Source organism: Caldicellulosiruptor diazotrophicus (genome assembly GCF_017347585.1).
GTDB lineage: Bacteria > Bacillota > Thermoanaerobacteria > Caldicellulosiruptorales > Caldicellulosiruptoraceae > Caldicellulosiruptor > Caldicellulosiruptor diazotrophicus.
The window spans coordinates 1108556-1126170 of sequence record NZ_AP024480.1 but is presented as its reverse complement, the minus strand read 5'-3'; the positions used below and the strand labels follow the sequence as shown (position 1 = coordinate 1126170).

At 32.9% G+C, this 17615-nt stretch carries 20 protein-coding genes and 1 other RNA gene; 1 reads left to right on the top strand and 20 read right to left on the bottom strand.

The features are described from left to right. Positions 1–49 precede the first annotated feature (49 nt). From CaldiYA01_RS05370 to nth, 16 genes are all read right to left on the bottom strand, one after another. On the bottom strand, positions 50–1279 hold the full coding sequence (locus CaldiYA01_RS05370; protein ID WP_207182263.1) for a S1C family serine protease: 1230 nt from the start codon (positions 1277–1279) through the stop codon (positions 50–52). A gap of 91 nt (positions 1280–1370) precedes the next feature. Further along, a complete protein-coding gene (locus CaldiYA01_RS05365) occupies positions 1371–2783 on the bottom strand; it encodes a sensor histidine kinase (protein ID WP_238480605.1) in 1413 nt (470 codons plus the stop codon). A gap of 14 nt (positions 2784–2797) precedes the next feature. Further along, on the bottom strand, positions 2798–3469 hold the full coding sequence (locus CaldiYA01_RS05360; RefSeq protein WP_207182261.1) for a response regulator transcription factor: 672 nt from the start codon (positions 3467–3469) through the stop codon (positions 2798–2800). Positions 3470–3487: 18 nt separating this feature from the next. After that, complete coding sequence (locus CaldiYA01_RS05355) at positions 3488–4465, bottom strand: AIR synthase family protein (RefSeq protein ID WP_207182260.1); 978 nt, start codon at positions 4463–4465, stop codon at positions 3488–3490. A 25-nt stretch (positions 4466–4490) separates the two neighbouring features. Further along, entirely contained in the window at positions 4491–4850 is a 360-nt protein-coding gene (locus CaldiYA01_RS05350; protein ID WP_207182259.1) for a phage holin family protein, read from the bottom strand. Between the two features lie 45 nt (positions 4851–4895). Next, on the bottom strand, positions 4896–5432 hold the full coding sequence (pgsA, locus tag CaldiYA01_RS05345) for a CDP-diacylglycerol--glycerol-3-phosphate 3-phosphatidyltransferase (protein ID WP_207182251.1): 537 nt from the start codon (positions 5430–5432) through the stop codon (positions 4896–4898). Between the two features lie 73 nt (positions 5433–5505). After that, entirely contained in the window at positions 5506–6150 is a 645-nt protein-coding gene (locus CaldiYA01_RS05340; protein ID WP_207182249.1) for a single-stranded DNA-binding protein, read from the bottom strand. Positions 6151–6213: 63 nt separating this feature from the next. Then, positions 6214–6804, bottom strand: coding sequence for a hypothetical protein (locus tag CaldiYA01_RS05335; protein WP_207182247.1), 591 nt, complete (start codon positions 6802–6804; stop codon positions 6214–6216). Positions 6805–6871: 67 nt separating this feature from the next. After that, positions 6872–7639 (bottom strand): polysaccharide deacetylase family sporulation protein PdaB, encoded by a 768-nt coding sequence (gene pdaB, locus CaldiYA01_RS05330; RefSeq protein WP_207182246.1) that lies wholly within the window; start codon positions 7637–7639, stop codon positions 6872–6874. Between the two features lie 80 nt (positions 7640–7719). Further along, positions 7720–8175: a DivIVA domain-containing protein gene (locus tag CaldiYA01_RS05325; RefSeq protein ID WP_207182240.1), complete on the bottom strand. Its 456-nt coding sequence runs from the start codon at positions 8173–8175 to the stop codon at positions 7720–7722. Between the two features lie 72 nt (positions 8176–8247). Beyond that, positions 8248–8976 (bottom strand): tRNA threonylcarbamoyladenosine dehydratase, encoded by a 729-nt coding sequence (locus tag CaldiYA01_RS05320; RefSeq protein ID WP_207182238.1) that lies wholly within the window; start codon positions 8974–8976, stop codon positions 8248–8250. An 80-nt stretch (positions 8977–9056) separates the two neighbouring features. After that, a non-coding RNA gene (gene ssrS, locus CaldiYA01_RS05315) (6S RNA) lies at positions 9057–9265 on the bottom strand. A gap of 39 nt (positions 9266–9304) precedes the next feature. Then, positions 9305–10297: an acyl-CoA dehydratase activase gene (locus CaldiYA01_RS05310; RefSeq protein WP_207182236.1), complete on the bottom strand. Its 993-nt coding sequence runs from the start codon at positions 10295–10297 to the stop codon at positions 9305–9307. Further along, the gene (locus tag CaldiYA01_RS05305; protein ID WP_207182234.1) at positions 10269–11363 is read right to left on the bottom strand and encodes an acyl-CoA dehydratase activase-related protein; all 1095 of its coding nucleotides are present in this window, start codon (positions 11361–11363) and stop codon (positions 10269–10271) included. Before CaldiYA01_RS05305 ends, CaldiYA01_RS05310 begins: the two co-directional genes overlap by 29 nt. After that, complete coding sequence (locus CaldiYA01_RS05300; protein WP_207182232.1) at positions 11332–12198, bottom strand: acyl-CoA dehydratase activase-related protein; 867 nt, start codon at positions 12196–12198, stop codon at positions 11332–11334. The genes CaldiYA01_RS05305 and CaldiYA01_RS05300 overlap by 32 nt, the downstream gene beginning before the upstream one ends. A gap of 96 nt (positions 12199–12294) precedes the next feature. Next, on the bottom strand, positions 12295–12930 hold the full coding sequence (nth, locus tag CaldiYA01_RS05295) for an endonuclease III (protein ID WP_207182735.1): 636 nt from the start codon (positions 12928–12930) through the stop codon (positions 12295–12297). Positions 12931–12978: 48 nt separating this feature from the next. On the opposite strand from nth, the gene CaldiYA01_RS05290 reads away from it, so the two are divergent. Then, on the top strand, positions 12979–13464 hold the full coding sequence (locus tag CaldiYA01_RS05290) for a GNAT family N-acetyltransferase (protein WP_207182230.1): 486 nt from the start codon (positions 12979–12981) through the stop codon (positions 13462–13464). Here the strand turns inward: CaldiYA01_RS05290 and murJ are convergent. The 4 genes from murJ to hisF form a co-directional block, all read right to left on the bottom strand. Further along, entirely contained in the window at positions 13442–15013 is a 1572-nt protein-coding gene (gene murJ / locus CaldiYA01_RS05285; protein ID WP_207182229.1) for a murein biosynthesis integral membrane protein MurJ, read from the bottom strand. The genes CaldiYA01_RS05290 and murJ overlap by 23 nt on opposite strands. Positions 15014–15059: 46 nt before the next feature. Next, positions 15060–16139 carry a mannose-1-phosphate guanylyltransferase gene (locus CaldiYA01_RS05280; protein ID WP_207182227.1) on the bottom strand — a complete coding sequence of 360 codons (1080 nt, stop codon included), beginning with the start codon at positions 16137–16139 and terminating at the stop codon, positions 15060–15062. A 97-nt stretch (positions 16140–16236) separates the two neighbouring features. Beyond that, a complete protein-coding gene (hisIE, locus tag CaldiYA01_RS05275; RefSeq protein ID WP_207182225.1) occupies positions 16237–16854 on the bottom strand; it encodes a bifunctional phosphoribosyl-AMP cyclohydrolase/phosphoribosyl-ATP diphosphatase HisIE in 618 nt (205 codons plus the stop codon). 1 nt (position 16855) lies between these two features. After that, positions 16856–17608: an imidazole glycerol phosphate synthase subunit HisF gene (gene hisF, locus CaldiYA01_RS05270; protein ID WP_207182224.1), complete on the bottom strand. Its 753-nt coding sequence runs from the start codon at positions 17606–17608 to the stop codon at positions 16856–16858. Positions 17609–17615: the final 7 nt, after the last annotated feature.

Sequence of the window (17615 nt, the reverse complement as noted above, 5' to 3'; positions counted from 1 at the left end):
ACCTCTTTTATAAAAGATGTGACCTTGTTTATTGTTCCCAAGACTTACTCTAGTCATTAGTAGTTGTATCAACAGGTGTACCTAAGGTTACTTTGAAATCTTTTGTCTGTCCATCACGTAGAATTTTTATAGTTATTACGTCACCAATTTTGTGATTTGAAAGTATTGATTGAATATCTGAAAATGTAGTAACTTTCTTCCCATCTATCTGCAAAATTATATCTCCTTCTTTCAAACCTGCTTTCGCTGCTCCTGTGCCTGGATAAACTTTTGAAATATACATACCCATAACGTTACCAGATCTATCATAATACTCCATTACAGATATACCTATGGTCGGCCTTAAAACCTTTTTATATTTCATCAAATCATTTATAATCGGCTTCACATAATTTATTGGTATAGCAAAACCCATTCCTTCAACACCTGTTTGAGAAATTTTCGCAGTGTTAATACCAATAACCTCACCACTGCTATTTACAAGGGCTCCACCACTGTTACCTGGGTTTATTGCTGCATCAGTTTGAATTAGAGGAATCTGAATGCCGTTCCCCATATCAAGCTTCCTATTAACTGCACTTACAACACCAAATGTAACTGTTCCTGCAAATTCTTGTCCCAAAGGATTTCCTATTGCAACTACAAATTCTCCTACTTTTACCTTAGAGGAGTCCCCGAGAGGAGCAACAGCCTTTACATATTTGGAGTCAATTTTCAAAAGTGCTATGTCACTCAATGCGTCAGTTCCAATGATTGTAGCTGGCACTTCCTTTTCGCCTGATAAAATTACAGTGACAGACTTAGCACCTGATACTACATGGTTGTTTGTTACAACATAACCATCTTTACTAATTATAACCCCAGACCCTTCACCTATAGTGATTTCTTGTTCCTCATCTGTCCACCAGTTATAAGCTGTTCCCTTGTTTTTAATTCCAACAACAGCTGGACCAACCTTCTGCGCCACATCTGTTACAAATGAACTGTTACCTGAATTGAGTATAACTGTCTTTGTAATAGGTTCTGTGGCAGTTGAATTATTCAAGTTGAAACTGTTCAACGTAGAATTAATATCATTTTTAAAATTGTTAAAATTAACACCAAAATATGCCATAAAAAATATTGACATTAAAATGGCGCCAATTAAACCACCTACAAGCCCTGCAAATATATAATCTTTTATTGACCTTTTCTTTCTTATTGTTTTAGGAATCTCAAAATTTATAGGACTGTAGGATGGTTGAAAGTTTGGGGTTTCGAAATCAAATTTATCTGTCATTTTGCTTCACCTCTCACTTTGTTTTTTCACTTATAATTCTACCCTCTGTTTTTGAAAAAATTATTAACGAATTGTTAATAAATAATAAAAACTATTTTAAATCAAGTGTAAATGTAAACTTGGAACCTACACCTTCCTCGCTTTCAACCCAGATATTCTGTTTATGGAGCTTTATAATCTCTTTTACAATTGAAAGCCCTAACCCAACTCCATTTTCAAGACTTCTTGATTCATCAACTTTATAAAACCTTTCCCAGATAAGCTTTTGGAGCTTTTCAGGAATGCCCATACCTGTATCTTGTATTGTTATATAAGCTTTACCATTTACTACTTCTGAATATATATATATCTTTCCACCAACCTTGTTATATTTTATAGCATTGTCAAGAAGATTATGCACCACCCTGCTTATCAAGTCTTTATCTGCTTTGACAATAAGCTCTTCATCAACTTGTAGAGTTACATCTATCTCTTTTTCTTCAATTCTTTTCTCAAACTTAATTAGCTCCTCTACAATTACAGAATAAATCTTAAATTCGCTCAAGTTAAGATTTATTTTCCCCCACTCGAGCCTTGACAATTCCAAAAGTTGATTTATCAAGTTATTAAGTTTTATAACTTCCTCTTTTACAAGGGTTAGATAAAAATCTTTTTTGTCATCTGGAATAGTCTTATCTAATATACCTTCTACAAACCCTCTTATAGAGGTAAGAGGAGACCTGAGCTCATGTGACACGTTAGAAATAAAGCTTTTGCGCATCATTTCTAAATTTTCTAATTTTTCTGTCATATAATTAAAAGATGAAATAAGTTCGCTAATTTCATCATCACTGTTGTTTGGAATAGGAATTTTTTGTGAAAAATCACCTTCAGCTATTCTTCTTGAAGCCTGTGCAAGCTTTTTAATAGGTGTGATAATCCTTTGAGTCAGTGCATATGTTATTATCAGAACAACTAAAACTTCAAATAGTGTAATAAGCCAAATAATTCTGTTATATATCTTTAATGTTTGTCTTATTTCATCAGTTGATGTGATAAGAAGCAATCCCGAAACAACGTGGTTATTTATCACTACTGGATATCCTATCACAAGATATTCTCTTTTTATCATATCTCCTATGAGAAGCTTTTTTACTGCTATTTCCCCTCCAAAGACTTTATCTCTTATTTTTTGCAAACTCAGGTCATCTATATATACCTTTTCATCAGAGTTTAATATCACATTTGCATTTTTATTAATCAGCAGAATTGAAGCATTTAAATAATCTCTCAAAAATCTAATCTCAAATCTTAATCTGTCCTGTTCTAAAAAGCCTGTTATATACCAAAGTGCAAGGCCAGTTGCAATCTTTTCAGCTTCACGCACAAGCTGAGTCTGTTTTTGAGTAATAAAATAGTTTTCCGTAAGGTTATTGAGCACTGTCCCAAAAATTAAAAATCCAACTGCAATTATGACTGTATATATCACCACAAACTTGAAATATATAGATTTCAATTTTTTCACTTCCTCAACAAAGCCTAAATTTCAAACTTATAACCCACACCCCATACAGTCTTTATCTTCCAAGGATATTTGTCTTTTTCTATCTTTTCTCTTATTCTTTTAATATGCACATCAACTGTACGAGTATCACCTACAAAGTTGTAACCCCATATATGGTCAAGAAGCTGTTCTCTTGTAAATACTTTGTTTGGATGTGATGCTAAGAAATACAAAAGTTCAATCTCTTTCGGCGGCATATCTATTACTTTATCTTCAAGTTTCACCTCATATGTAGTGAGATTTACTGTCAGATTTGGATATACAACAACCTTTTCATCATTTATTTCACCCTGTGTTCTTCGAAGCACCGCTTTTATTCGTGCAATTAGCTCTTTGGGATCAAATGGTTTTACAATATAATCATCTGCTCCCAGCTCTAATCCGAGTACCTTATCAAATGTTTCGCCTTTTGCAGTAAGCATTATAATTGGAATGTTACTAATTTTTCTGATTTCTCTACAGACTTCATATCCATCTTTTTTTGGTAACATAATGTCCAATATTACGAGGTCGGGCATTTCATTTTTGAACATAGCAATTCCATCCATACCATTGTGAGCAACTACTACCTCAAACCCTTCTTTTTCTAAGTAGAGTTTTATTACCTCACATATCTTTATATCATCATCAATGACAAGGATTTTCATCCTCTTTCTACCTCTCCTCTACACAACTTTATATATTTCATCTATCGGCAGCTCATTGATATAAATTCTCTCTCCACTTTTAGAAATAAATTCTATACTTTGATTTTCCACAATTTCTCCTACTATACAGCATTCAATGCCATTTTCCAAAAGTTTTTTTACCAGTTCATCTGCCCTGTTTGTCGTAATTAGCATACTTCCACTTGAAATAAGCTTATATGGATTTAAATCAAAAAAAGCACATACTTTCTGAACTGCATTACTGAGATTTATCATATTTTCATATATAATCGCTCCTTTATTAGATGCTCTGCATACCTCATATATAGCTCCAAAAAGTCCACCTTCAGTAATATCATGCATACTTGAGGCATATTCTCTTGCTATCATCCCTTCCTCTATAACACTTAATTTTTCTATAAAGCTTTCTACTTCCTTTTCCTCATAACTATTTAGTACATTTTTAAGCTTTTCTTTGTACTTGCTGTATAGAATAAAAGTCCCTTCTAAACCTATCGTTTTTGTAATAACAATTTTATCTCCTGGTTTTGCTCCTCCTGTAGAAATAAGGAGATTTTTCTTAACTTTTCCAAAGCCCGTTGAAACAATCAATGGTCTTGTAACTGCAGTTGTCACTTCACTGTGACCACCTAAGAGATGGATGTTTAATTTATTGCAAGCATCTCTTATTTGAGATAATATATACGCAAAATCATCCTCAGTACTTCCAGGCGGAAGAAGCACAGTAGTAAGTATCCCAACAGGCTGAGCTCCAGCTGCCGCCAAATCGTTACATGCAACAATAACTGATAAAAAACCACTCATACTGTTTCCAGCAGTAATAGGATCCATCGTAAGAACAGCTATTTCTCCATCAATGTCTACAGCAGCACAATCTTCCCCAATATTAGGAAGTAACAAGATGTTCCTGCTGGACTTTAAGTTACTAAAAACATGTTTCTTAAGTATCTCTACAGATATTTTTCCTATATCCAAAAAAAGACCCCCTTTTTCTTTCAAATTAAAATACTCTATCAGGCAAAAATATATCAAACATTCCTACCACAAAAGAAGTAATTAAGTTTGCTATAATGGGTACTTTAATACCCGGTACCGACATATTACCAAAATACAAAATTGCAAACGTCACCAAAAAAGCAATTATTCCCCTTCCTATTGGGGTTTTATACAGCGTTGTTATTCTCTCAATTATATATGTTATCACAGATATTGCTGCAATTAAAGCTATTCCTATCATCCAATTGCTAAATACAAAATTAGGGTAGATTAACTGCATTAAAAGCATCATAAAAGAAGCAACAACAAATCTTACAATTATGCCAAGCCAGCTTGCATATCTTCTTTCAGTTCTTTCACTCATAACAAAAGCACCTCCTATTTGTAGGTTAACCAGTTTGTAATACGTTTATTCACGGGAGGTGCTTCTGAGTCTTTTATATTCATTTACATATTTCAATATATACATTACAAGTGCAAAAATAGCAATAATCAGTGCCAGTATTAAAATATAGAAAGAAATCTGCCACCTTAAAATCAACGAAAAAATTGCTATGTAAAACAAAAAAGTTGAAATTTTCCCGTAGATATTGGCAGAAACTACTATTTTTATTTTCCCATATAAAAGAGCTGAGCCCAATATCATAAAAATCTCTTTTGCAAGTACAATATAAAAAACCCATGGTGGTATATATTCTTTTAAAACAAGGCACCACAAGACTGTAAGTATCATTAACTTGTCCGCAAGCGGGTCAAATAGCTTTCCAAATTGTGTAACCATATTATATTTTCGGGCAATGAAACCATCTAAGATATCTGTGAGACCCGACAGCAAAAATATAATAAGTGCTAATATATAGTTATATTTTAAGTGAGAAAAAAACACTGCAGTAAATATTGGTACTAATAAGAATCTTAAAATTGTGAGAATATTTGGAAGATTCAATAACTACACCTCTTTTTCTTTTGTCACTTTTATGATTTTATCATATTTCAAAGATAATATCTATATCACATCATTAAGTTGCACTTTCCTCTTTCTCAACTCTTTCAAGCTTAAATATTGAAACCTCATAAGCAGTTCTTGTCTCCACTCTACCATCTTCCAATTTCTTTTGATAATCTCTACTTTGTACTCTTCCCCATATTTTTATATTATCTCCTACTTGAAAAGTGCTTGCAAAACGAGCATTTCTGCCCCAAGCAATGCAAGGTATATAATCTGATTTTCCATACAACCTATTTACCGCAAGTAAAATATCTGTTATTTCTCTTCCCAAAGGTGTAGTACGGTATTGAGGTTTCTTACATACATATCCGTTTAAGAATATCTCATTGATATTTTTTGAAGGATCAATGTTCTCAATATTTTTAATGTCCCTTGCAAATACTGTTAAGATAAGTTTATTACCAACATTTGATGGATTGTTGTATGACCTAAACTGTCCTAATACTTCTACCAAGCTACCTTCTTTTAGATTTACATTAATTAAAAGTCTATCAGAAACTGTCACAACTAAAATATCTTTTTGCTGAGAAAGTCGAGGAACTTCGATTTTAAATGTAAAAAATTTTTCACTAAAACTCACATGACTAAAACTAAGTGAATTTAAAACCTTCCCACATAAGTAAACTCTATTGTTTTCTAATGGATTTCTAGCCATAGAACCCACTCATCCTTTCGTACTTTATTCGCCTATTTTTATACTATTCAACAAAGTAAGTTTTTAGACATTTAAATTAAAACCACACAAACTTTTTAAAGTGGCAGTAACTGCACAAACAGACAAACCTCCTTCTTCTTTTTGGAGCATATTTTCTTTAATTTCTTTATCGGCAATAATATCGCCATCAATTGTTTCAACAGCTCTCTGAAAAAAAAGGTTTAGGCTTATCTTATTGTCATTGCCATAATCAAGATGAGTTATATTTATGGTGTTTTGAGAGGAAAAACCTATGTCCACAATCTTGCTATAAGAATTTCTTAATACTGTGGGCAAGCTATTATCTACGAAGATTAAAATTTTCTGATGTTCATCAAAAATGCCGTCCCAATCACCTAAAATCTCATTCTGAAGTACAACAACCAATTCACAATATTTAATAACATTTTGTGGACAATTAAAATAAAAAATGATATAATCAAATGGAAGATTAAAGCTTGTGAGCAATTTTGTAATTTTCTCGGTGTTGTTTTTTTCATTCGCTAAATCTATCTCTAATATTTTTTTACCCTTTTTTTTTGCAAAATCAACAAAGTCAACTTTAAATATCTCTTTGTATAATAGATTCTTATATAATACACCTATTTTTACCATTTTATTTTTCTCCCCACCCTTTTTTGCTGTATATATTAGTGTGACCACTCTTATTTTAATTATTAAGTCACCTTATTATTCTTTTCTGAACACCCTGATGATCAATATAATATCCGTCTTTGTATATTAGTTCAGATACTGTCACAAATTCATATCCTTGTTTTGTAAGTGTATTTAAGATTATCGGTAGAGCATATTTTGTATTTTTTGCATTATTGTGGAATAACACAATAGAACCGCTTTTTACTCTTTTCAATACTCTCTGTGCTATATCTTGTGCAGACAAATCTTTCCAATCAAGTGAATCAACATCCCATTGGATAACATAATATCCTAAGGAAGAGAGAGTTTTTATTAAAGTGTTATTGTAATCGCCATATGGAGGTCTAAAAACAGTTGGTTTTTTGTGAATAATTCTTATAATTTTTTCTTCACAGCTTTTAATATCTTTGATTATTTCAGATTCAGACAATCTTGACATGTGAAGATGCTTGTCAGAATGGCTTCCTATTTCATGCCCCTGACTGAAGATATCTTTCACATCTTCAGGATATTTCTCGACCCAAAAACCTACAAGGAAAAAAGTAGCTTTTGCATTGTATTTTTTGAGTATACTGAGCAGTTCTTTTGTATCGTCATTGCCCCATGCAGCATCGAATGTTAAGGCTATTTTCTTGTCATTTCTGTCAACGCAATAGATGGGTAACAGTTTTTTCTGATTAATAACATCCACAGCTAGTTTTGAATAAATAAATATAGTATTTATAGTGAGAAAAATGAGAATTGTGATTAAGAGTAGCTTTATAATTTTAGTAATGTCAAAAACTCTTATCATTATCCATTCCACAAAACTTGTTCTAAGGTAAATTTATGAAATTGACTAAAATAATATGAAAAAATAGAGTAGCATATTCTTTACATAATGCTACCCTCTCTTTGAAACTCAGTTTGAGAATCTTCTACAACTTTTTCATCAAATTTAGAAATAAAGGATTGAAGTTCTCCTTTTATTCGCTTTATTTCATCTTTTAAATTTTGGAGAAGTTTTTCATGCTCCTCAATTTCAACAAGAAGAGCTCTTTTTTTGTTTTCCCCTTCTTCAATTGCTTTTGATACAATGCTCTCTGCTTTTTCCTGCGCAATTATAAGAAGTTCCGCTATTTTTATTTTTTGTTCGTTTAATTTAGAAAGTTCTTCTTCAAGTTTTTTTAAAGTATTTTTTAACTCCTCATTTTCCTTCTGAAGTGCCTCAATCTTTTCACTTTTTTCTTTTATTTCTTTTTCGTAGGTAATCTCCAAATTATTTAAATACTCTATCACAGAGCTTGGTTTAAAACCTCTAAAAGTTCTTGCAAATTTGTATTTGCTCATTTTAACCCCCACATTTTCTTAACACTTTTTTGAATATTTTAACATAAAAAAGACTATTTTTGTATATCAAAATTAATCACTAAAAACCAAATCCTTTATCACCTCATAAGCTATAATAAATCCAGCAACAGGTGGAACAAACGAAATACTTGCTGGAACTCGCTTCTTTTCTGACTGTTCTTTTAAATACTCATAGTTAGGTTTTAACGGTTTTTCTTCAGAATACACAACTTTTAAACTCTTAATATTTTCTTTTCTCAGAATACTTCTAAGTTTTTTAGCAAGCGGACAATAACGTGTAGAATATATATCAGAAACCTTTATAAGCAAAGGATTTATTCTGTTACCCATACCCATACAGCTTATTATTTTTATGTGTTCTTTTGAAGCAAATTTAATAAGTGCAATTTTTGCTCCAATATCATCTATTGCATCTACTATATAATCTAAATTCTTATTATTGAGTATATTAAAGATATTTTCAGATGTTATTTTTTCAGGTATTATCTCTACCTTTACAAAAGGGTTTATATCAAATGCCCTTTCACGTGCAATATCCACCTTTAATCTACCTATATTTGATATAGTTGCAATTAATTGGCGATTCAAGTTAGAAAGAACAACTTTATCTTTATCAATAATAACAAAATTTCCAACACCACAACGAACAAGAGATTCAAATGCAAAACTACCAACTCCACCAAGTCCACACACTGCTACCTTTGCCTTTGATAGTTTTTCAACCTTATCTTCTCCAATCAACATCATAGTTCTTTGGAAAATATCCGCTGGACCTATCAATATTCTTATCCTCTCCTTTCTGACGTAATTAAAAAATAAAAGACCCTCTTTCCTTTTTGGGGTCTTTCTTCTTTCATGTCAGGAACTCCACCATGCCGTCCTCAGGGAGTTTCCCAGACCCTGCCTCAGCAGGTGGGTATCCTGCCAATAGCTTTGCATTACTTCCTGTTTATCACCCAAGTACAAACTTGGGTGGGAAGCCTATGCGCCACTATTGGACTCCGGATTCCCTTTTTTGATGGTGTTGGCCTGGAACTTCACCATCTTGTAACGCACACGGCAGAGTTCCTGCTACATTCTTGTTCTGTTATTATCTAATTTAAATATATCACAGATTCTTAGAGTTTTCAATATGATGATTCCTGTTAGATGAGTATTTCTGGCATTTATCACCCCACCTCGCTACTAAATTACCATTACTATAAAAACAAACAATCTCACAAAAATTCGAGCAGTCATGGCACTCAAATCCTTTTGTCTCAAACCTACATTTGTGAAGGTTCTCAAAACCTTTGAATTTAGTGATAAGACCTTTTGTGCTCTCTTTTGCCAGCAGGGCAATGCCTATTGCCCCCATAACATTGTAGTATTTTGGTACTATAATTTGAACTCCAAGAAGCTGTTCGAATGCTTTTTTCATTGCAATATTTGCTGCAACACCACCTTGAAACAAGATTGGACTTTCTAATTTTTTACCTTTTGCTAAATTAGTAAGATAGTTTCTTGCCAAAGCTAAACATAATCCAAAAAGAATATCTTCACAAGGATGTCCAAGCTGCTGTTTATGAATCATGTCTGACTCAGCAAATACAGCGCACCTACCCGCTATTCTCACGGGATTTTTTGAGTTTATTGCAATTGGCCCAAAATTCTCTATTGGAATATTAAGCCTTTCTGCTTGTCTATCCAAAAAAGAACCCGTTCCTGCAGCGCAGATTGTATTCATAGCAAAATCAATCACAATTTTATCTTTTATCAATATTATTTTTGAATCTTGACCTCCTATTTCAATTACAGTCCTTACATCAGGTACAAAAAATATTGCAGCTTTTGCATGAGCAGTTATTTCATTTTTTACAATGTCTGCTCCTACTACCAGCGATGCTAAATGTCTTCCTGACCCTGTAGTTCCAACTCCTTTTATTTTCAAGCTATCTCCATACTTTTCGTACAATGTACAAAGTGACTTTTGTAAGATTTCAATAGGTTTTCCTTGGGTTCTGAAATACATGCTTTCAATTACTTCACCATTTATATCAATCAAGACTACATTTGTACTAACAGAACCTATATCAATCCCAAGAAAGAACTCCTCTTTCAAATTTCTCACTCCTTGCCTCAATTAAGTCTAAAAATGCTTCCAAACGTGTTTTAATTCCTACATCGCTGTCAACTTCATCTATTACAATGTGCAGTAGTGGAATATTTATTCGATTTTTTATACCATTTAAAACTGATTTTGCTATTATCTCAGGCATACATGTGAGAGGAAAAATATGCAATATCCCATCATAATTCTGGGTTGAAAAATATCTGGCATAGGAAATTGTTTCTCTTGCATGGCCTCCAATTAAAACCGGCATTACATCTTTAGAAAATCTCTTAACAATGGGATTTTTCATTTTAAATATTGGGTATATCAGATGTGTATCAATCCACTGGGAAATATAAAGATTTCGTTCAACCTCACATCCCATCTCACCAAGTATTTTTTCAATGTTCAAGCTTGAAAAACTATCAATAATGGTGTATATCTCTCCTACAATTCCTATCTTTCTAACCTTCTCATTCACAATGTACAAGTTGTCAAACAAAACATTCGTTGTATCAACTAATCTTTCCATTTGATCAATTCCGCAAACTTCTAGTGCTTCCTTTCTGAACCTTTCATATATTTTATCTACGCTTCCCTTAACCATTTCCCTGGGTCTTAAAAAATGTACTTTTTTTTCAATCTCGTCTACTTTTTTGGCTAACCTATACACTCTCTTTAATATACTGGCTACATTTTTTCTTGCAAATATCTTGCTCACCTGCTTCAAAAAATTTCTAAAACCATAAAAAAGAGGTTCGATGACTATTATTTCGACATCATAGCCCAAATCTTTTAGAATCTCCTTTTCAAGTGCACCATAGTATCCAAATCTACATGGCCCACAGCCACCAAAAATTACAATAGTGTCTGCGCCCATTTCTATTGCTTGGATAAAATTCCCCATATTCAATTTAAAAGGTAGGCAAATAAATTCTGGTGAAAGTTTTTTCCCAATTTCAAGAGTGCTTTTGTTGTTATATGGAGGAACTACTACTTCAAATCCAAGTTCTTCAAAAAGTGCTTTTGCAATAAGAAAAAGATTACCCATGTGCGGGAAGGTAATTTTTCTCATCTCTGCTGCTCCTCCATTCAATCATATCTAAATACGCTTCTATTCTTGTTTGTATCCCCACATCAGCGCAGTGTTCATCCACAGTTAAACAAAGATACGGCAGTCCCATTTTATTGCATCTTCTCATAATCAGTTCCTGTAATATAGAGTCAATTCCGCATCCAAATGTCATAAGGTATACAACACCATCAACTTGTGTATTATTTACCGTCCATTCAAAATAATAATAGATATCCCTTGCAGAGGACCAGAATAATTCTTTTGGCAAATCAGAAAAGATATAATAAGAATCAAGATAATAGCATGTCGGATAAATAGGATTGTAACCTGCGTTTTTTAAAGTTTCCAAAACACCCTTGTTTAGAAATTCATCAAATATAACATAACTATGAGCCAATACTAGTATATTTTTTGTATCTGCTATCTTAGGTGTTAGAAAATTATATAATTGTGTATTTATTAACTTTATTTTTCTATTATTCCTTAAATTTATCTCTGGTATTACAAATTCAATACCAAAATAATTAGCTTTTACAACATCTGGAATACCAATAATCTTAGGGCAAGAGTATGTGCCTGGTAAAATAGACACAAGGCGTGGTATAAATAAAACATCTACGTTCTTTTTTCTTATAAGATACTCTACATGTCCAATAAAAATTTTGGCAGGGATACAAAGTTCATCACAGCTATTTTTAAGTCCATATTCTACCATTTCTTTTGTTGTCTTGCCTGAAAAGATTATTTGAGAATCTTCTAAGACTTCTGGTATAACTCTTATAAAAAAGTTTTCCATTCCAGCATAGCAAAAACTATTTGGAACTCCTACCTTCACTTTTTCGATTCTCCCTTTCAAAGATTGAAACCGTATTTTCTATTTACTTATTTTTAACCACTTTAGCAGTAAAAATACTAAAAAAAATAGGCCCTACTATTTTCGGGCCTTGAAATAATCACAAACATCATTTATAGCACACACATCGCATTTTGGTTTTATTGCCCTGCACACGGCTCTTCCATGATAGACCATTAAATTGCTAAACACAGTATACATCTGAGGTTCAACAATATTTCTCAAATCAGACTCTATCTTTGTAGCATCGTTACTATTTACAAGCCCAAGTCTATTTGAAAGTCTTTTACAATGAGTATCAACTATTATGGAAGGTATTCCATAAATATTTGCCATTATTACATTTGCGGTTTTTCTCCCAACTCCCTTGAGTTTTACAAGTTCTTCTATAGTAGTTGGTAATGTACCGTTATATTCCTCAACCAAAATTCTCGCAGTTTCTTTAATACTTTTTGCTTTATTTTTGTAAAACCCAACAGACTTTATATCGTTTTCAAGCTCAGCCAGATCTGCTTCTGCAAAGCTTTTAAGTGTAGTATACTTTTTGAAAAGCTTAGAAGTAACTTTATTAACACGCTCGTCTGTGCTCTGTGCTGCCAAAATGGTTGCAATTAAAAGTTCATATGGTTTATTATAATTTAAAGTACACTTTGGTTGTGGATAAATTTTTAAAAGTTCTTTTATAACATAGCTGGCTTTTTCTTTTTTAGTAATCTTCGTTCACTCCCTTAGAATTTTTTAAAGAAAGGAGCAAAACGGAAAATGAATATCCGCAAAGCAACAATTTCTGATATCCCAGACCTGCTTTATATCTACAACTATGAAGTTTTAAATTCAACATCCACATTCGATATTCATCCCAAGACTTCAGAAGATTTTTTGAAATTGTTCGACAGCCACGGCAACAAATATCCTATTTATGTAGCAGAAGAAAATTCTACTATATTGGGTTACGGTTATCTCTCCTCATTTTCAGAAAAAGAAGCTTATTCAATCACAGTTGAAGACAGCATATACACACATCCATTGCACAGAGGCAGAGGAATTGGCAAACAGATTTTAAAATTTTTAATAGAAAGAGCTAAAGATACAGGGGCTGTCAACATAATTGCAAAAGTGTGCGCTGAAAACCATATAAGTTTGCATTTACACAAATCATTTGGATTTGTAGAAGTCGGAAAGCTCACCAAAGTTGGTTATAAATTTGGTAGGTTTTTGGATGTTATTATTTTGCAGCTAATCCTCTAATCTTTTTAAGAACTTTTAGTGAGTTTTCCAAAATCCATTGAGCTTCTTTTATTTTTAAAAAATATATTACTGTACCATATGAAATTACACCGGCAAATCCCCAGAATGTAAGATTAATTACCTTAGTTATAAATGCAACAGGCGTTTTTATGTGTATCAGATTTTTTGCTAAAGCAATACTTATAACCATTACAAAAGAAGCAAATAATGCTTTAATAAAGACTATTATTGTGCTTTTCAGATCAATCTTGCCTATCTTTTTAAACAAACTACGCATAAGTAAAAATACTGACACATACGCAACAATGCTGGTACCAAGTGCTAAGCCTTTGTGTTTTAGATATTTGACAAGAATGATATTTAAAACTATATTAATGGCTACAGCTAAAATACCATTTTTCATTGGTGTAATTGTATCCTGTATTGAATAAAAAGTTCTGCTAAGGATTTCTCTTATTGCATACCCCAAATACCCCAAGGAAAAAAATATAAGAGCGCTACTTGTCAGATAAGTCGAACGGCTATCAAATGCACCTCTTTCATATACAAACTGGACAATCTCGTGTGATAATACCAAAACCATAGTTGTAATCGGCACCATTATCAATATGAGAGAATTTATGGAAAGTACCAAATATTTTTTAAAGTCTTCTTTTTTTTCAGTTGAAAAAAATCGTGATAAATACGGATAAATTACAGCAGAGATTGAACCACTAAATATACTATAAACTACTCCATTTAGTTTATCTGCAAAATTCAAAGCTGAAATACTTCCCTCCGGTAAAAATGATGCCAAATACCTGTCAACAAAAGAATTAAGCGACATAACAGATGAACCAATAAATACAGGCAGAACAAGTTTAAAAAGTTTGATAATATAAGGGTCGCGTAAATTAATATCTAATTTAAATTTAAAACCCTTTTTGATTGCAAAAGGTATTTGAAACAACACCATTGAAAGGTATCCAAGTACAAACGCAACAGCAACACCATAGATATCAAATTCTTTCTTTAAAAAAGCTGAAAAGATGATAATTGCATTGAATGGTAGTCCTACAAGTACAGGGACTACAAAATTTTCATTAGACTGAAGAAATCCTTGCAAGATATAGTTTGCTCCTAGAAAGATTATATAAAAAAATGTAATTCTCATTAGCTGCCAAGTTAAATTTTTTGCAGACTCATCAAATCCCTTAAAGATTATGTTAACAATTAAAGGAGAAAAAAAAGAACCTATTACTGCTACACTAAGCGCAGCTATTACAATGATAAAAAGTGACTTACTGGCGAATCTATTGGCTGTTTCTCTGCTTTCTTTTACTAATATCTCATTGTATATGGGGATAAATGTAGTAGAAAATGAAGCTAAAATACTTGCAAAAAAAACGCCCGGCAACAGCTGGGCTGCAATTAAAGAGTCCAATTTATAACTTGTTCCATAGAAAGCACCTAAAACAACTTCACGCAAAAATCCAAACAATTTTGATAGTATAGTAGCAACGATAACAAAAAAAGTAGCTTTGGTAATTTCTTTGGCACTGTCAGACATATAAGACCGCCCTTCTTAAAAAATAATGATTATGCTATTAAGAAAATTATATAAACTTGTCTAGTTTTCTTTCTTTGAGAATTTCAACAATCTTTTTGACATCCTGAGCCCTGTTTTTTGAACAAACAAGAACTGCATCTTCTGTCTCAGCAATAATTACATCAGACACATTGATTGTGGCGATAAGCCGATTGTTACCATAAATTATACAGTCACGTGTATCAATCCCAACATGCAAAGCTTTCACAATGTTACCATCATCATCTGGCGGAAATATTGCACCAAGCGAATCCCATGACCCCACGTCGTTCCAGCCAAAATCACCAGGTACAACTACCACCTCGTCAGCTCTTTCCATTATTCCATAATCAATAGATATATCTTGAAGAGAAGGATATATCTCTCCTATTTTCTCAAACTCTTGGTCTGTCCAAAGATACTCATATATAGAATAAAACCTATTGTAGATTCTGGGCAGGAACCTATTGAAGTTTTGAATAATTGTGTCTATCTTCCATACGAACATACCACTGTTCCATAGATAGTTACCACTTTTAATATATGCTTTTGCCTTGTCAAAGGATGGCTTTTCGACAAATTCCAAAACCTCATAAGCTTTTTTCTCATATTTATCACTGGAATCTCTGTCAAATTTTATATAACCGTAGCCAGTCGAAGGAAAAGTGGGGTTTATTCCAATTGTTATGAGCTTGTCATGCTTTTCAGCAATTTCAATGCAGGTATTTATTACTTCAGCAAATCCCTCGTTATCTTTTATATAGTGGTCAGATGGAAATACACACATTATTCCATCTTCATGTATTTTTTTAATTTTAAGTGCAGCATATAAAATACAAGCTGCAGTGTTTCTTCCAATTGGTTCATAAATGATGTTGTTCCTATCTATCTCTTCATCAAGAACCTTTTCTATCATCTCTTTTTGGTTTATATTTGTAACAATAAAGATATTTTTTTTAGGGATGACCTTTGATATCCTATCAATTGTTTCATTTATCAAAATGTCATTTCCAGAGAGGTTTAAAAATTGCTTTGGCGACGAGCTTCGCGACAAAGGCCAGAACCTTGTACCACCACCACCTGCCATAACTACTGCAAATCTTTGCATTTTTAAACCCCTCCTCTTTAAGAAATAGTAAAAATCTTCAACATTTATATTATACAATATTTTTCAAATTTTAAACAATGGAAAATGCTAAAAAGCTTTATTTACTTCTCTCCTCTAAGCTTTTAAAAATATCTGTCCAGTCAAGATCAAAATACGCCAGTAAAACACTCAAGTGGTACACTAAATCAGATACCTCATAGATTATTTCTTCTTTTTGACCATTCTTTGCTCCAATTACTACCTCTGTTGCCTCCTCGCCAATCTTTTTAAGTATCTTATCAAGCCCCTTTTCAAATAAGTAACAGGTATACGAACCTTCCACTTTATTTTGCTTTCTATCATTAATTGTTTTCATCAGTTCAAAAATAATGTCAGTTGTAACCTTTTTTTTATCACCTTCCAATGCGGTGAAAAAACATGCTTTGTTGCCAGTATGACATGCAGCCCCTGTTTGTTCAACAATGGCAAGCAAGGTATCACCGTCACAGTCTAAAAATAAACTTTTCAATTTTTGGACATTGCCTGAAGTCTCCCCTTTTCTCCATATCTTGTTTCTGCTTCGGCTAAAATAGTGCATATACCCTGTCTGAATGGTAAGCTCTAAAGCTTCCTTGTTCATGTACGCCAGCATAAGTACTTGGCCTGTTAAGCTATCCTGTACAACAACAGGCAGAAGTCCATTTTGGTCAAACTTCAAAGCTGAAATATCTATCATTTTATATCCTCACCTCAATGCCGTGATTTTTTAAGTAACTTTTTAAATCTCCAATTAAAATCTCTCCAAAATGAAATATAGAAGCAGCCAAAGCAGCTTCTGCTCCAGCCTTGAAACCCTCCAAAAAATGCTCTGGCCTACCTGCTCCACCCGAGGCAATGACAGGAATGTTTACGCTACTACATATAGCCTCTAAAAGCTCTAAATCATATCCAGCTTTTGTACCGTCTCTGTCCATCGAAGTAAGTAGTATCTCTCCTGCCCCTCTCATTTCAACTTCTTTTGCCCATTTTACAGCGTCAAGTCCTGTGTCTATCCTTCCACCGTTTATATACACATGAAACCCATCACTATGCTTTTTTGCATCAATTGCCACCACAATACACTGTGAACCAAAAACCTTTGCAGCTTCATTTACAAGGTCGGGGTTTTTAACTGCAGCAGAGTTAATCGAAACCTTATCAGCTCCAGCCAAAAGCAAATTTCTAATGTCATCTAAATTTCTTATACCACCACCTACTGTAAAAGGAATAAAAATATTCTCAGCTACATTTTTTACAACTTCTATTATTATATTTCTCTCTTCATGTGAAGCTGTAATATCCAAAAACACAAGCTCATCAGCACCGAGCTGATTATACTTTTGAGCACTCTCGACAGGATCACCAGCATCAACAAGGTTAATAAAGTTTATACCTTTAACAACCCTTCCTCTGTTGACATCAAGACAGGGAATTATCCTCTTTGCAACCACTTTTCTC

What these genes read in the sequence shown, in the direction of transcription:
- CaldiYA01_RS05305 (WP_207182234.1), bottom strand. Translation starts at nt 11,363, where the DNA reads ATGAGAAAAATTACCTTCCCGCACATGGGTAATCTTTTTCTTATTGCA.
- CaldiYA01_RS05370 (WP_207182263.1), bottom strand. Translation starts at nt 1,279, where the DNA reads ATGACAGATAAATTTGATTTCGAAACCCCAAACTTTCAACCATCCTAC.
- murJ (WP_207182229.1), bottom strand. Translation starts at nt 15,013, where the DNA reads ATGTCTGACAGTGCCAAAGAAATTACCAAAGCTACTTTTTTTGTTATC.
- CaldiYA01_RS05290 (WP_207182230.1), top strand. Translation starts at nt 12,979, where the DNA reads ATGAATATCCGCAAAGCAACAATTTCTGATATCCCAGACCTGCTTTAT.
- CaldiYA01_RS05360 (WP_207182261.1), bottom strand. Translation starts at nt 3,469, where the DNA reads ATGAAAATCCTTGTCATTGATGATGATATAAAGATATGTGAGGTAATA.
- hisIE (WP_207182225.1), bottom strand. Translation starts at nt 16,854, where the DNA reads ATGATAGATATTTCAGCTTTGAAGTTTGACCAAAATGGACTTCTGCCT.
- CaldiYA01_RS05280 (WP_207182227.1), bottom strand. Translation starts at nt 16,139, where the DNA reads ATGCAAAGATTTGCAGTAGTTATGGCAGGTGGTGGTGGTACAAGGTTC.
- CaldiYA01_RS05340 (WP_207182249.1), bottom strand. Translation starts at nt 6,150, where the DNA reads ATGGCTAGAAATCCATTAGAAAACAATAGAGTTTACTTATGTGGGAAG.
- CaldiYA01_RS05335 (WP_207182247.1), bottom strand. Translation starts at nt 6,804, where the DNA reads ATGGTAAAAATAGGTGTATTATATAAGAATCTATTATACAAAGAGATA.
- pdaB (WP_207182246.1), bottom strand. Translation starts at nt 7,639, where the DNA reads ATGATAAGAGTTTTTGACATTACTAAAATTATAAAGCTACTCTTAATC.
- CaldiYA01_RS05325 (WP_207182240.1), bottom strand. Translation starts at nt 8,175, where the DNA reads ATGAGCAAATACAAATTTGCAAGAACTTTTAGAGGTTTTAAACCAAGC.
- CaldiYA01_RS05350 (WP_207182259.1), bottom strand. Translation starts at nt 4,850, where the DNA reads ATGAGTGAAAGAACTGAAAGAAGATATGCAAGCTGGCTTGGCATAATT.